Source organism: Fluviispira vulneris (assembly GCF_014281055.1).
GTDB lineage: Bacteria > Bdellovibrionota_B > Oligoflexia > Silvanigrellales > Silvanigrellaceae > Silvanigrella > Silvanigrella vulneris.
In genome coordinates, this window is sequence record NZ_JACRSE010000001.1 from 256698 (window position 1) to 272572 (window position 15875).

At 35.3% G+C, this 15875-nt stretch carries 11 protein-coding genes; 1 reads left to right on the plus strand and 10 read right to left on the minus strand.

The window, feature by feature from the left end:
* Positions 1-49 precede the first annotated feature (49 nt).
* A complete protein-coding gene (locus H7355_RS00980; protein ID WP_186644045.1) occupies positions 50-427 on the plus strand; it encodes a response regulator in 378 nt (125 codons plus the stop codon).
* 19 nt (positions 428-446) lie between these two features.
* Here H7355_RS00980 and H7355_RS00985 read toward each other — a convergent pair whose 3' ends face one another.
* The 10 genes from H7355_RS00985 to H7355_RS01030 all read right to left on the minus strand — a co-directional run bounded on the left by H7355_RS00985 (position 447) and on the right by H7355_RS01030 (position 15859).
* Positions 447-1976: a SpoVR family protein gene (locus H7355_RS00985; protein ID WP_186645379.1), complete on the minus strand. Its 1530-nt coding sequence runs from the start codon at positions 1974-1976 to the stop codon at positions 447-449.
* Between the two features lie 8 nt (positions 1977-1984).
* The gene (locus tag H7355_RS00990; RefSeq protein WP_186645380.1) at positions 1985-3094 is read right to left on the minus strand and encodes a DUF444 family protein; all 1110 of its coding nucleotides are present in this window, start codon (positions 3092-3094) and stop codon (positions 1985-1987) included.
* 74 nt (positions 3095-3168) lie between these two features.
* Entirely contained in the window at positions 3169-5235 is a 2067-nt protein-coding gene (locus H7355_RS00995) for a PrkA family serine protein kinase (protein ID WP_186644047.1), read from the minus strand.
* Positions 5236-5320: 85 nt separating this feature from the next.
* Positions 5321-7165, minus strand: coding sequence for an AMP-binding protein (locus H7355_RS01000; RefSeq protein WP_186644049.1), 1845 nt, complete (start codon positions 7163-7165; stop codon positions 5321-5323).
* A gap of 25 nt (positions 7166-7190) precedes the next feature.
* The gene (locus H7355_RS01005; RefSeq protein WP_186644051.1) at positions 7191-8117 is read right to left on the minus strand and encodes a metallophosphoesterase; all 927 of its coding nucleotides are present in this window, start codon (positions 8115-8117) and stop codon (positions 7191-7193) included.
* A 115-nt stretch (positions 8118-8232) separates the two neighbouring features.
* Positions 8233-9384 (minus strand): acyl-CoA dehydrogenase family protein, encoded by a 1152-nt coding sequence (locus tag H7355_RS01010; RefSeq protein WP_222435627.1) that lies wholly within the window; start codon positions 9382-9384, stop codon positions 8233-8235.
* A gap of 89 nt (positions 9385-9473) precedes the next feature.
* Entirely contained in the window at positions 9474-11501 is a 2028-nt protein-coding gene (locus H7355_RS01015; protein ID WP_186644055.1) for an acetyl/propionyl/methylcrotonyl-CoA carboxylase subunit alpha, read from the minus strand.
* Positions 11498-12319 (minus strand): enoyl-CoA hydratase-related protein, encoded by an 822-nt coding sequence (locus H7355_RS01020; protein WP_186644057.1) that lies wholly within the window; start codon positions 12317-12319, stop codon positions 11498-11500. Before H7355_RS01020 ends, H7355_RS01015 begins: the two co-directional genes overlap by 4 nt.
* Entirely contained in the window at positions 12319-14220 is a 1902-nt protein-coding gene (locus tag H7355_RS01025) for an acyclic terpene utilization AtuA family protein (RefSeq protein ID WP_186644059.1), read from the minus strand. Before H7355_RS01025 ends, H7355_RS01020 begins: the two co-directional genes overlap by 1 nt.
* A 31-nt stretch (positions 14221-14251) precedes the next feature.
* Positions 14252-15859 (minus strand): carboxyl transferase domain-containing protein, encoded by a 1608-nt coding sequence (locus H7355_RS01030; RefSeq protein ID WP_186644061.1) that lies wholly within the window; start codon positions 15857-15859, stop codon positions 14252-14254.
* Between the last annotated feature and the right edge of the window lie 16 nt (positions 15860-15875).

The following is a 15875-nucleotide window of genomic DNA, read 5'->3' on the forward strand; positions in this document are numbered from 1 at the left end:
AATTTATTAAATAAAACCGATTTAAGAGCATGCCAAGATGAGGATATGTATGAGAAAAGCAATTATACTAATGGATGATTCCCCTGAAATGCATCTAATTACAAAGAAAGCTTTAGAAACTTTAGATGTAAATTTTATCTCTTGTAAAACAGAAGCAGAATTGTTAGCTGGAATCATAAACAACACGCGTGAATTGGCACTGGTTTTGCTTGATATATATATGCCTGAAAAAAATGGTTTTCTTGTCATTCAAAATATTAAAGATCGTTTTCCACGACGGAAATTTAAAATTGTGTTTTTCACGTCTATCAAAGAAAAAAAATATATATTGCAAGGAATGAGTTTAAAAGCAGATGGATTTATAATTAAACCATTTGAAGTGGACGAATTCCGTTTGAAAATTATGAAATTAATTGATTTGAAATAATCTGATGTTATAATAATTATTAATGCTCAAATTGAATACCTTTTTCAATTCTAGGTTCGGATCCATCAAAATGTATTATTTTATTTTCGGATTCTATAACTGTAGCAATATTTACCGGCCGACTCCAAACTTTATGAATATTTTTCAGTGTTTCTACTGCCCAATCAATTTTAAGATCTTTTCCTTGATGGCGATGCCTTAAAAGAAGTTCACCTCTATTGCGAAAGTTCCCATCCACAACATCAATCAATGGGTGGCCAAAATTCGTCATAGCGTCGAGCAGTTCTCTTTTTATCGTTTTAAAATCTCGGTCATGAATAATGGCTTGACCCGAACGTCTATCTTGCACCCATGTGAATAGTTTGGCTTCTTCACAAAAATCTTCATCTAAAAATTCATCAATAAAAGTGATGTCATTGTGAAATTTCCGCACTTCAAATATCTTTTGCATTCCTTTATTTGTATTTTTATTCCAATTTTTTCGCACAAGTGGGTCATCGCACAAAGTATAATCTAAACCAAATTGACCTTTGTCCCATCTTTTTTCGATATGTCGCATAAGTTCTACCCCAAGTTTATAAGGGTTTAACCTTTGCCCAGACATTTGCACAACTCCAGCATAATGATCGCAATAATCTATGACTTCAGAATCTTTCAGAACAAGTTGGGTCAGTATTTTTGAGTGCCAATAGACAGCCCAACCTTCATTCATGATTTTCGTTTGACCTTGTGGAGCAAAATAATATGCTTCTTCTCTTACAATAGCAAGAACATCTCTTTGCCATGCACTTAATGGAGCATATTCGAGGAGAAATTTAAGAACGTCTCGCACAGGACTTTCAGGAAATTTTTTTTCTTTTTCTTTTTCTAAAATTACTTTTGCCTGCTGTTCCTTTAAATAACTTTCAGGATTAATATAACCTTCCATATATCCACGCAATGATGGCAATTTAGGAACTGGAAGTTTATCTGGAGAAATCAAACTCTCATCATAATTGTCTTTATCTTTCGGTTTATACTCTCTACGAATATGAGGGCCATGTTGATCAATTAAATTTTCGAGAGATAAGCAAATATCTATAAAACTTTCTACTTCATCATGACCAACTTCTTCTATATAACGTCTAACACGACTTCCATGATTCGCCATTTCATCAAGAGTTTTTCTGTTTGTATGAGCAAAACAATAATTATTTTTAAAAAAATCACAATGTCCATAAACATGCGCAATCACGGTTTTCTGATCGACTAAGGAATTGCTTCTCAATAAATAAGCATAACAAGGGTCGTTGTTAATAACCATTTCATAGATAAGGGAAAGTCCATATTCGTAGCTTTTCGCAATTCGCTCGTATTCCATCCCAAAACGCCAATGAGGATAGCGAGTGGGAAAGCCTCCGTACGCAGCAATTTCACTCATTTGTTGATAATCGACCATTTCAAATATTGTCGGGAAAAAATCGAGGCCTAGGTTTTTTGCGTGACTTTCTATTTCTAATACAATATCTTTCAGTTCTGGGGTCAGATCACTTGTTAATCTAGGATCCATAACCATATTTATTTACCCCTTCCTAAAAAAGCTCTCAAAGCATTCATTATTCCATCTCTATCTTTTATTTGATGAATAATGACTTTTTCGTTTTGCTCCCCATAATGCTTTTCAAGATCTTTGAGAAATTGACCACTGCCGTAACGACTTTCAACTTGACCGTATGAAAATAAATTACTTGAAGGTAACAAAAAATTATCCAGCAAGGTCATACATTCGTTCGTATCGTTGCCACTCCAATTGTCACCATCTGAAAAATGAAATAAGTAAATATTCCATTCAGCAGAGGGGTAGCTGTCCATGATAATCTTTTCACATAATTTATAAGCGCTGCTTATTAAGGTACCGCCAGACTCTTTTGTGTGATAAAAAGTGTGTTCATCTACTTCTCTAGCAATAGCATCATGTATAATAAATCGCGTGTCCAGATTGTCATAATTATGTTTTAACCAAGCATTCAACCAAAATGATGTGAGGCGGACTATTTCTTTTTGCTCATCTCCCATCGAGCCAGACACATCCATCATATAAATAATGACAGCGCTTGCTTCTGGTTTTTCTTCAATGCGAAAACTACGGTAGCGTTTATCTTCTTTAATTGGGATAATAATAGGTCTGTCAGGAGTATAATCACCAATGCTAATTTGCCGTTTCAAAGATTCTTTGTAAGTTCTTTTAAAGTTGCGTAAACTTTCAGGTCCATTTCTGAGCACGCCTTGGTATTTGTATTTCTTTTGGGTAATATTTTTTTTACCTTTATCTTCGATGCGCGGAAGCCCTAATTCTTCTCCTAAAATACCAGCAAGTTCATCAAGGCTCACATCAACTTCCATGCTATGTTCACCAGGATTTTGACCCGCTTCACCTTCACCCGGTTGAGGTTGCCCTTGGCTGACGGCATCACCCGGTTCGCCTTCACCTTGCCCAACACCTCTTTGTTGATTGTTCCCAAATTCAAATCGCGGAAGATCAATTCTTGGTAAGGGAATTGTGACTTGCTTATTCCCTTGACGACCAATTAATTCTCCAGATGAAATAAATCTTTTTAAATTGTCTTTTATTTTTCCTCTAACTATTTTACGAAAGCGATTTACATCTGTTTCCATTTTCATCTTAATGAACCTCTCCTTGAAGAAGATATATTCATGAGACTTGGGTTATTAACGAATTTAATAACCCTTTTAAAAATTTTTTAATTTAAATTTCTTTTAACATCGCCTCGAGCAAAAATGCTTGCAACAAAATGAAGTGCGTCTGTAGCGCAAATATCACAATAACCATAATTCTTAATAAGACGATTTTTAACAACGTCAATTTTTGCTTGAGTTTCTTTATCAACTACATTACTTACAAGGCTTGTTAATTTAATTGTATCTTTTTGATCTTCAAATAATTTAAGTTCAAGTGCTTTATGCAAGCGCTCATTGGTTTTATAATCAAATATTTTACCTTCTAAAGCGAGAGCACCAATATAATTCATGATTTCTCTTCTAAAATCATCTTTGCGACTCTCAGGTATATCTATTTTTTCTTCTATACTGCGCATGAGTCTTTCATCAGGTTCTTCACTCATACCTGTATATTTATTTCTAACCCGCTCTTTTTGTGTATACGCTTTCACATTATCAATATAATTACCACACAGTTTTGCAATAGCTTCTTCATCAGCAGAAATAGCTCTTTGCACTTCGTTTTTTACAATATCTTCATATTCTTGTTTAACGACTGCAAGAAGTTCACGATATCTTTTTTTGGTTTCTTCATCGCGAATAAGGCTATGATTTTTTAGTCCACCTTCAAGTTCATTGAGAACAATAAAAGGATTTATGCAACCATTGCCTCTGTCTTCAACAAGAGAATTAGATAATTTATCTTGAATATAGCGAGGAGATATACCGTCTAGGCCTTCACGCAGAGCATCTTTTCTTAACTCTTTAATATTATCTTCAGTATATCCAGATAAGGTTTTGCCATCATAAAGTTTCATCTTTTGCATAACAGTTAAATTTGCTTTTTTGGGTTCTTCAAGGCGGGTTAATATTCCCCACATCGCAGCAGTTTCAATTGTATGTGGTGCAATATGAATATGTGGAACTGTTTCAGGATTAAAATCTTTTCTATAAATTTTAACTTCTTCTTTTAATTTTGTTATATAAGGTACATCAATTTTAACAGTTCTATCTCTGAGAGCTTCCATAAATTCGTTATTTTGCAGTTTTCTATATTCAGGCTCATTTGTATGACCGATAATCACTTCATCAATATCAGTTTGGGCAAATTTCTTTGGTTTTATTTTATGTTCTTGCGAAGCGCCAAGTAAATCATATAGGAATGCTACGTCAAGTTTGAGCATTTCTACAAACTCAACAATACCTCTATTAGCAATGTTAAATTCTCCATCGAAATTAAATGCGCGGGGGTCTGAATCTGATCCATACTCAGCAATCTTCCTGTAATTTAGATCGCCTGTTAATTCCGTTGAATCTTGATTCTTTTCATCTTTTGGTTGAAATGTGCCAATGCCGACACGATCTTTTTCAGATAAAAGCAATCTTTTAACACTGATATGATTTCTTGTTAATTTATCCCAATCACCGTTATAAAGCCGCATTAAATCATTATACACATATCGACATGCTGGACATAAACTACCTTCTATATGAATTCTTTCTTGGAAGTTTTTTCCTTTATTTAATAAACTTAAAACTTTTATTCGTGCTTCTTCTGGAATAATACGGAGGGGATCTTCATGAATAGGACATGGCATTGTGTCTTCCATTTTTAACTTATCATGTAAATTTGTCCACTCATACGTATATAAAGCACCATCAGTTTGATGTGAATACCATTCGACACCTTTTTTTAGCATGCGTGCTATCGTTGACTTTGCACTCCCCACCGGACCATGAAGTAACAAAACTCTTTTTTCTGGGCCATAACGTAACGAAGCGGCCTTAAAAAAATTAACTAATTTTGATATATGAACATCTAATCCAAAAACCGCATCTTTTCCGTTATTAAGAGGATCATCAAAAAATTTATAATGAATAAGTTTCTTTTTGTGTTCAACATATTCATAAGAGCCAAAGTGCATGATGAGATCGTAAATACGTTGAAATGCTGTTCGACAAAGTTTGGGATTTTTTTCAATCATAGCTAAATAATCTACATAAGTTCCTACCCAATTAAGCTCATTAAAAAGCGAAGGACTATAAACCTCTTTCACAAGCTCGAAAACTTTTTCAGTATGCAGTTGCATGAGACCTCCAAAGAGTGTGATGGAATTTATATATTAAGAGTATCTCAAAAAAAACGCAGTCGCAAATTAAATAGTATATGATTTTTTATTGATAAAGAGAGCTTATAAGTCCTGCTCGAGTCTCTTGAATTTTTAGACGATTGATTTCACCATTCGAAAGCTTTTCGCCTGTAGCTTCGGTAAAAGGTTTATCGAGTATTGAAAACTTTTTTAATGTTACATTACGAGGTAAACTTTCATTCACTTTATTTACAATTGTTTGCACTTGATCTTTTATCATTTCAGGATGAGCACGATAATCTGCAAGAGCATTGTGATTTAAAACAATCAATGCGGAAAGATAAGGTAACTTATCACCGATTACACAAACATCTGCAATTATATCATCTTCTTTTAAAAGTTGTTCCAAACGAACAGGAGAAACAACAGTCCCACCCAAAGTTACAAACAAATGTTTTTTTCGGCCCGTTATTATAAAACCAAAAGGAGTCATTTGGGCAACATCACCTGTCTCTTCCCATTTTCCTGCATTTTCAAATTCAGAGAAGGAAAGACGGTACTCAAGTGTAGAATGAGCACCTAATCTAAAATTTACATGTGGTAACGGGGTGCCAATGACCTTAAAATGAGCTGCATGGAAAAGGTTACAGGAGAGCATACCTGCAGCGTGGGTCGTACCATAGGATTCTAAAACAGGTATACCGAGCTTTTCTAAACTGCGGACATAGGCTTCTTGTGCTGGGGCGAGTCCGTGGACAATAAATGCTAAGTCTTCAACAGCTTCTTTTAAAAAAGAATGACCTGCTAGAATGCGTGAAGCTTTGCGTAAAGAACGTTTTAATATATCAAAAGCACCTTCAGGAATCTTCATTGCTCTCGATGAAGCCATTAAATTTTGAATTTTGTCTATTTTTTCACTTAATTTAAAGCGTGAATTATTGATAGAACGCTTCGAAACTTGATCGATAAATGAACAAACTTGTTCCATTTCGTTCGAACTGGCAAAAATATAACTTGGTCGCAGAATTCTAATATTAGTTTCCCAGTCAGCACTCGGATTTGGAAAACCAATAATTCCATTTTTAAGCAGAGCACAAAATCGACTTAGATGAGAAAATGGATTACTTGGAGGCATTAATTCTATGCTTTTCCAAAAAATTTGTTTAGGAAATTCTGCATGTATAATAAAGTTTTGCGCTGTAACAACCAGTGCATCTGGTTTTATAACTTCTGGTTTTTGAAAACCATCATGTCCAAAAGAAACAAATGCAAAATTTCCGGGCTTAATTTTTCTCCAAGGAGAATCCTCACGAATAATAGAAGCTTTAATGGGATGCTCTTTTGTTTCGTTATGATCGTGTGATTTATTTTCATCTGCAACTTTTTTAGGAAGAGAAGCTTCTCTTGCTATTTTATATTCACGGTATAACGTTAAAAGAATTGGTTCATTGTGCTTATCTTGTGGCATCCAAGCTGCTTGTGAAATATTTAAAACAGGAACAGTAAAACCATCTAACTGTGTTGCTAATTCATGAATATCTGTTGCAATTGCAACTCCTTTAAAATAATTTAAGCACCATTTTAAATCATTTTTGGACATATGTGGTGGAGCACACATAACATCTAAACCTGCAAGAATTGCTCCACATGTAGCAACAAAAGAGTTATAAGAATTCCTACCAATTAAAATTATACTTTGCCCACTTTGACGTTCTTCTATCGGGAGTGTATTTGTCCAATATTCACTTGCTCTCCCAAGATGAGCACAAAAATCTTTTCCTGATAATTGGTGCCAAGCACCATTGCAGTAAGTACGAATTGTTACATAATTTGTTCGAATTGATTGTTTGAGTAATAAATCAAAGAAAGCTTCACTCCCTTTAAATATTTGTAGCATTGAGGCAGTTGAAGCAGAATCATGAGCATGCATAGAAAACTATCCAATCTCTTACATATTAAACCGCAGCATGTTTGTTCTGATGAGGTTTAAGAAGAATAATATTTTTTTTGATATCAAAGTATTTTCTTTGTGACCTTACCTGAATAGCTAAATCTACCTCAGGAAAATAACCAGTCAAGCTATTTCCGTAGGTACAACCTGTGTCTATCCCGACACAAATAGGTCTACCTGAAGGCAGAGTTTTGCGAAATAATCCTTGCTTTGCATCGTGTCCAAAAACTATAAGTGCTGGTCCATTATGCAATTCATGCCAGCGAAACCTTTCTCGTAAAACATTATTTTCATTATTTTCGTGACTCATATTATTTTGATTCATTGAATTTAAAACTTCTGAGCGGTAGCCTGATGGAACAACCAATAACTTTTTTTCATTAGTTTTGGAATCCCAGCGCACATAGCGTGCTGTTAATAACATTCTTTCAGTTGTACCAAGCAAACCTTTTGTTGAATCAATTCCAGCATGAACTATAATCAGTGGATATTCTTTTTCCCAATGACTTCTTTTTAATTGAGATACAACCGTTGTTGTGTATGCATGTGGCAATGAGCAAAGTAAATCAAAAATTGCTCTTTTGTGATAGCGAATTAAGTGTAGAGTTTGCTTAGTGTGCTCAGCTAAAGTATGAAAACTTCTTTTTTGAGCTTGTTGGATAGTTGACCAAAGTGCCCAATCATGATTTCCTTTTATGCACATTGCAGAATGTTCTTGAATTAATTCAAAAACTCCTACAGGATCTGGGCCTTTTGTAAAAAGATCGCCAACAAGGATTAATTGAAACTTTGATATATGTTTTTTAGCAGTTTCAATAAGTTCAGCAAGTTCACGCGCACATCCATGTACATCACCTACTATAAAAAGGGGCAAACGCTCAGTTGATGGTGCCAAACTTTTTATAACAAGGTTATTTGAACTGTCCTGCAAAACACACACTCCCTAATTAAAACGAAGTAAAGATTGGTTATCTCACTTCATTCTTTAAATTGTAGGCGTATACTATAAAACTTTCAATACAGAGAGTATGTAAAAGAAAAAATGCTTATTTGCTACTTTTACGAACAAACTCCTTTATAATAATACTACGTAATATTTCACTTGTACCACCGCCAATTTCTAATAATTTTGCATCACGCATAAGTCGCTCAACAGGGAATTCCCTTATATAACCATAACCGCCAAGAACTTGGATGGCATCGAGCGCAACTTTAGTCGCCATTTCGGAAGCATAAACTTTTGCAGCAGCAGCTTCTTGATTTGCTCTACGTCCTTCTTCAATAACTTGCGCAGCCTCATATACAAATGCACGTGCAGCACGGTAACCAATATACATATTCGCAATTTTTTCGCTAACAGATTGGAAGTTAATAATGTTTTCATTAAATTGTTGACGTTCTTGTGCATATTTTAAAGAGTGATCTAAACAGGCTCTTGCTATTCCAAGCGCCATGGCTGCTAAACCAACCCGTTCAATATCAAGATTCTTCATCATATGTTTTACAGATGAACCCTCATCACCCACTAAATTTTCAACTGGGACTATGCAATCTTTAAAAATCAATTCACCCGTTGGACTTGCTCTCATTCCCATCTTTGATAGTTTTTTTCCAACGGAGAATCCTTGAAATCCCCTTTCGATAATGAAAGTTGATATATCATTGCGATTGTCACCAGTCCGTGCATACACAAGAAAAACATCAGCAATAGGACCATTCGTTATAAACATTTTTGAACCATTGATTACGTAATGATCTCCTTTTCGCACTGCTCTTGTTTTTAAACCAATGGCATCGGATCCTGCACCAGGTTCAGTCATACCCATACCACCAACCATTTCTCCAGAAATGCAACTTGGAAGATAACGAACCAACTGCTCGGGTGAAGCATTTTGAGCAAAGTTATGAGTGAAAAGAAGCGTGTGAGCAAGATAACTTAAGCAAGTGCCAGGGCATGCATAACTCAACTCTTCCATTACGGCGACAACAGAAACAGCACCTAATTTTGCTCCACCAAACTCTTCGGGACACGTTAAGCCTAATATTCCGAGTTCACCCAAACGACGGAAAATACCAGGAGCGAGTCTCTCTTCCCTATCAAGTTCGTCTGCATAGGGAGCAAGTTCTTTAGCCGCAAATGCTCTAACAGTTTGAATGACTTCCCTAATTTCTTGGGCATTGCTATGATAGTTTGTCATTTGAGTAAATCCTCTATAATTATTTGACATCTTAAAATACTAAATTATTTTTTAAAAATTTTATGATCATTCTTTCTTTTATTAGATAACTATATATTTGAATGTACCATAGCCATGACATCTGTGCCTGACAAAATTTGACCTTGTTTGACAAAGATTTCTGTTACCTTTCCTTTTTCTGCAGATTTTACTTCAAGTTGCATTTTCATAGATTCGACAATAAAAAGCACTTGACCAGCTGAAATTTCTTGTCCTTCTGAAACAAGCACTTCAAATACTTTACCTGCCATAGGCGCGCGTATTTCGCCACTGCCTTTAGCTGATTTATGAATCCTGCTTTCATTGTAATATGGACATTCGAGTTTTAAATACTCGCCAAATAAATTGACTTGTATTTCATTACGTGAAGTTTTTACTGCTGAAAAAGGTATTTTAATATCATTATTATAATGAGATTTATGTGATAAATGTTGCAATAAATCAGAATAAATTTCTTTTTGACCTTTTTTCTCGTTTAGGATTTTGTCAATTGATGCCCCAGAAACAAAAAATTTATTTTTTTCATGTGATCTTGTGATGATAAAATTAAATTCTGAATTTGCAGCAAAATTCGTATTTACGTTGAGTAAATTTTTTCCTTGATTCAGAAAAACATTGTTTATTTGCGTAGGTTTTCTTTCACCTCTGAGCAAATTTGATAGTTGCTCTCTGAATTTTTTATTCTGAAATATTTCTATTAAATTTTGTGGAAGATTATAACATGTCAATGACTCTAAATTATTTGCAATCCAATGAGTCGATTCATTACCTAATAAGAAATCTTTTTGCAAAACAATCGCGTGTAAGAATGAAATATTAGTTGTAAAGCCAAAAATAGAAAAATCTTCCAAAGCATTTTTTAATTTCTGGACAGCTAAAGCTCGAGTTGGTGCCGTAACAATTAACTTTGCGATTAAGGAATCAAAATTGGAATTTATGCGCGATCCTTCAGTGACTCCACTATCTACTCTTATACCTTCTCCTTCAGGTTCTTTATAAAATAAAATTCTACCCGGAGTCGGAAGAAATTGATTTCTAGGATCTTCAGCTAAAATACGAGCTTCTATGGAGACTGCTTGAGGAGAGAGCAAATGAAACTGATTGGGGTCAGGAAAACTTTTTGGCCATATTCCTTCTGCTAAATCTATCTGGGCTTGGACAAGATCAACTTTATAAACATTTTCAGTTACTGGATGTTCTACTTGTAAGCGCGTATTCATTTCCAAAAAATAAAACCGACCTGCATCATCTAATAAAAACTCTAAAGTACCAGCTCCTTTATATGCTGTTTCTTTAACCAATGCTAAAGATGCTTTACCCATTTCTGCTCTGAGTTGTTCATTAACCTGAGTAGAAGGTGCTTCTTCAATAACTTTTTGATGTCTGCGTTGCAGAGAACATTCTCTTTCTCCAAAGAAAACACCCCCACCTTTTCCATCTCCAAAGACTTGAATTTCTATATGACGGGGATTTTTTAAATATCTCTCCACAAAAACCGTACCATCATTAAAAGATGCTTTTGCTTCTTCTGAAGCACGTTTAATTGCTTGGGGGAGTTCATGAACATCATCAACAATGCGCATACCCCTTCCACCACCGCCACCACTGGCTTTTACAAGAAAAGGGGAAAATATTTTTCTATTTTTTAATTCATTTTCCCATTTATCTTGGGGGATTTTTTTTAAGTCGCTTGAAAATAATGCATCGAGTGTTGGAACATTGCTTTTTTGAGCAATTTTTTTTGCTGTTTCTTTACTTCCCATCATTTTAATATTTTGAGATGTGGGTCCTATAAAAGAAATATTTGCATTCTCAACTAATTCTGCAAATGATGCATTTTCCGATAAAAATCCATATCCAGGATGAATAAAATTTGCTCCCCAAGATTTGGCTTTGTTAACAATTTCCTCAGCATTTAAAAAATTAGATACTTCGATCACATGATCAACTTCTTGGCAAATTAGAGAATCAGAGTCTTCTTGTGTAGCAATAACTGCGACAATAAATCCTCGTTCTTTAGCAGCTTTCAATATTCTTCTCGAAATTTCACCTCTATTTGCGATTAATAATTTTTTCATTTTTTTATTCCATGACACCAAAAGGGAGTGGTTTTTTCAAAAAAAGAACTTAGTCCCGCTTTTCCTTCATCACTGCACCTTGCTTTTGCAATTTGTTGAACAGTGAATTCAAATTGGGTCGGGTTTGGCAATGGAGAAGCATTTTTTATAAGCTCTTTGGTTCTTCTTGCAGCTGATGGAGCAGCCATAATAAATTCAAGTGTTACTTTTTCTAGCTCTTTATTTATCTCAAGAGCATCTGTTACTTTAGAGACTAGGCCAATTTTTTCACAATCTAGAGCAGACATTTTTTTGCCCGTTAATAAAAAAGGAGCTGCATTTCCTACTCCTATTTTTCTTATAATATATGGACTGATAACAGCTGGAACTATACCTAATAAAACTTCACTTGTGGCAAATATAGTATTTTCTTCCGTTAGAACATAATCTGAACAAGCAACAAGCCCTAATCCTCCACCGATCGCTGCGCCTTTTACGAGACTGAGCACAGGACAGGGAAAATCTGCTAAATTATAAAACATTTTTCCAAGTGCTCGAGCATCATTTAGATTTTGTTCTTCCGTATTTTTTGCTTGCTCTTTCATATAAGCGAGATCGGCACCCGCACAAAATACTTTTCCCTCACCTTCAATAATGAGAAGACGCATTTCATTTTCATCTTTTATTGCTTTCATTTGCAATAAAATTAAATTTATTTCTTCTATCATTGCAGCATGAAAAGCGTTGCGAATATCAGGTCGAGTAAAAATTAATTTCTTAACTCCATAAGGATATTTTTCAACTCTTATATTTTGTCCAGAATAATGAACTTTATTCATTAAACACTTCTCCTTACGAGTTCTCCTGCACAAGCTTTGAATTCTGGAGAAATAGTCGATAGAAGTATTTCGGGTATATCTACTTCACATCGCAATAAAGCCTGGCTGAAAGTTTTACCCTGAGCATCAATTTGTAAACTCATTGTTCCTCCTCCACCAAGTGATTCCTCAAGAAGAAAATTCAAAGCCCATAAATTTGGTACTAAATATCTATGAACATTTCCTTTACAGAGGCTATGGAACCAATCATTCACTTTTTCAGCTGTAATATTTTCTCTCAACCAGACATAACATTCTGGACTGCGGCCAATCAATCCAATATTAACGGTGTCACCTTTATCTCCACTGCGTGCATGAGCAATTTCCATTAGGCTTACGCAAATAGCTTTTGATGTTGACATAACACTCACTAAAGCAGGACTAAACGGATCATGGATAGGTGTCTCTATTAATGAACTTCCGCCTGTAATTGGCCAATTCATTTTTAATTTTTCATAAGATAAATGGCACTTATCCTCACCCGATTTTTGTTCATATATATGAACATTTGGTAATGCACAATCTTGTGGTATCAATGCTGGCCAGTAACTAACGACATCTGAAATAAGAGGAGCGCCACCAGTCACTGCAACACCAGATGGACCACTCAATATTAAACTTGGTAAAAGTTTTCTAAAAATATTTAACTTATTTCTATCATGGTCACGCACTGTTAATTTTAATAAAATTTCGATTGCTTCATGCTTATTTAGCATACCTTTGTGTGTGCTGTCATCACCCACATATTCTGTATTTTTAAATTTAACGGTAGAAGAAAAACCTGCGTTTTTTAATTCACTTTCGAGCCTTAACCAAAAAACTTTTGCAAACATTTCAGCTTTAGCACGGACATCTGGTCCAGAAATGATAAGGGAACCCGAGCATTTATAACCGTCTTCATATGCTATGCTGACTTTTAAAAGATCTGTAGGCTTACGTCCTTTGATTCCTGTTACTTTAACTCTTTCTGGTTTTTCAGATGAAATTTGAATTGTCGAAAAATCAGCAATGACGTCGGGGGTGATATAACTTTGCGGAGTGCCCATCTCATATAAAAGTTGTTCACGAATTGTTTGGCAACTTATATATCCACCAGTATTGGGATGTTTAGTTACATAAAAACTTCCATCTGGATGACATTCAACAATGGGAAAACCTATATCAATAAAGCTCGGTACTTTTTGCCAATCGGTAAAATTACCGCCCGAAGCTTGTGCTCCACATTCAATAATATGACCTGCAACAATGCCATGTGCAAGCTTATCATAATCATCTAATTTCCAATTAAATTCATGCATCATAGCAGCGAGTGTTATACCTGTATCTGTTACTCTACCGCATAATACAATATCAGGCTCATGTTTTAATGCCTCAGCTACTGGCAAAGCTCCGAAATATGTATTTGCACATAAAACTCTATCTGCACAATTGGAAAAATCCTCATCGGTTTCCATGTTTTTAAAAGCAACACCTTTTGTCCTGAGCGATGGAATTAATGAAAAAATATCATCACCATCGACAACGGCAACTTTTAAATTTAAATTCTTTTTTCGCGCTAAATTAAATAAATCCTCAGCGCAAGATTTTGGATTTACTCCACCTGCATTGGTTATTATTTTAATTTTTCTTTTAAGACATTCTTCAAGAACTGGTTCAAGCGCATGAATAAAGTCTTTTGCATATCCTGCATTTGGATCTTTAGCGCGTTGCTTCTGCAAGATACTCATAGTTATCTCTGCAAGAAAGTCAATGGAAATATAATCTAATTTAAGTTCACCAAATACTTGTCTACGTAAAGCATATGGATCATCACCCCAATAACCGCCAGCATTTGCAATACGAATGAAGTCTTTCTTTGACATAAAATTTTCTCCAAAATCAGAAATAAAATTCTTACATTCTAAAAACACCAGTTGAAGTTTCTGAAATAGGTGTATTTAAGGTAACAGATAAACTGGCAGCAAGCATAGATCTTGTTTTAATCATATTAATAATTCCATCATCCCAGAGTCTGGCTGAGGCATAATAAGGATGACCTTCTTTTTCATATTTTTTGCGAATTGGACTTGCAATTTCCTCTTCTTCATGTGCGCTTAATTTCTTATTTTCTCTTAAAAGTTGATCTTTTTTTACAGTTACCATAACTTGTGCTGCTTGTTCTCCACCCATAACAGATATTCGACTTGATGGCCATGTCCAAAGAAAACGTGGTGAATAAGCTCTTCCACACATACCATAATTTCCTGCTCCATAGGATCCTCCTAAGAGAAGGGTGATTTTTGGAACTTTAGCAGTTGCAACAGCATGTACCATTTTTGCACCATCTTTTGCTATACCTGATCTTTCGTATTGAGAACCGACCATATAGCCAGTGATATTTTGCAAAAATACCAATGGAATTTTTTCTTTTGTGCAAAGCTCGATAAAGTGTGTTACTTTAAGTGCGCTTTCACTAAAAAGCACTCCATTATTTGCTATTATCCCACATGGAATTCCTTCAATATGAGCAAAACCAGTAACAATTGTCGTTGCGTAACGTTCCTTAAATTCAAAAAAACGGCTGCCATCAACGATGCGTGCAATAACTTCGCGGATATCAACTTGTCTGCGCAAATCTTTTGGCCAAATTCCAAGAATTTCTGAAGGATCATACGCCGGTAGTTCAGGGGAACGAATATCTATCTGCGCTTGTTTGGTTTTGCCAAGGTTATCTACAATATTTCTTAGAATTTCAATCGCATGTTCATCATCGTGCGCAAAGTGATCCGCAACTCCACTGAGTTCCGTATGAACCTGCGCTCCTCCTAAATACTCCGCTGTGACATCTTCACCCGTTGCTGCTTTTACGAGGGGAGGGCCACCCAAAAAAATAGTGCCTGTTTTATTTACGATTATCGTTTGATCGCTCATGGCAGGAACATACGCTCCACCAGCTGTACAGGAGCCCATAACCGCAGAGATTTGAGGAATTTGATTTGCACTCATATTTGCTTGGTTATAAAAAATTCTTCCGAAGTGCTCCTTATCAGGAAAAACTTCAGCTTGCATAGGCAAAAAAGCTCCGCCACTATCCACTAAATAAATGCAAGGTAACTTATTTTCTAACGCTATTTCTTGTGCACGCAAATGTTTCTTTACTGTTAAGGGATAATAAGTTCCACCTTTCACCGTGGCATCATTACCAATTATCATGCACATTTTTCCAGATATTTGTCCTATACCTGCAACAACTCCTGCGCAAGGAACTGAGTCTTCATATACTTCATTTGCAGCAAGAGGTGATATTTCAATAAATGGTGAAGAAGCGTCGCATAAATTTTGAATGCGATCGCGTACGAGCATCTTTCCTTGAGATTGATGTCTTTCGCGCGCCTTTTCACCGCCACCCATGCGGATTTTTTCATAGAGCGATTCAAGATCGTTACAAATTTCTTGATTGTAAATTTGGTTTTGTTTAAAACCATCAGAATGCGTAGATATTTGACTTTTGAAGAAGCTCATAGCGTCCTTTCAATGA

Bases quoted from the DNA above. Each gene is read 5' to 3' on its own strand.
- H7355_RS00980 (WP_186644045.1), top strand. From the start codon at position 50: ATGAGAAAAGCAATTATACTAATGGATGATTCCCCTGAAATGCATCTA.
- H7355_RS00985 (WP_186645379.1), bottom strand. From the start codon at position 1,976: ATGGATCCTAGATTAACAAGTGATCTGACCCCAGAACTGAAAGATATT.
- H7355_RS00995 (WP_186644047.1), bottom strand. From the start codon at position 5,235: ATGCAACTGCATACTGAAAAAGTTTTCGAGCTTGTGAAAGAGGTTTAT.
- H7355_RS01000 (WP_186644049.1), bottom strand. From the start codon at position 7,165: ATGCATGCTCATGATTCTGCTTCAACTGCCTCAATGCTACAAATATTT.
- H7355_RS01010 (WP_222435627.1), bottom strand. From the start codon at position 9,384: ATGACAAACTATCATAGCAATGCCCAAGAAATTAGGGAAGTCATTCAA.
- H7355_RS01015 (WP_186644055.1), bottom strand. From the start codon at position 11,501: ATGAAAAAATTATTAATCGCAAATAGAGGTGAAATTTCGAGAAGAATA.
- H7355_RS01020 (WP_186644057.1), bottom strand. From the start codon at position 12,319: ATGAATAAAGTTCATTATTCTGGACAAAATATAAGAGTTGAAAAATAT.
- H7355_RS01025 (WP_186644059.1), bottom strand. From the start codon at position 14,220: ATGTCAAAGAAAGACTTCATTCGTATTGCAAATGCTGGCGGTTATTGG.
- H7355_RS01030 (WP_186644061.1), bottom strand. From the start codon at position 15,859: ATGAGCTTCTTCAAAAGTCAAATATCTACGCATTCTGATGGTTTTAAA.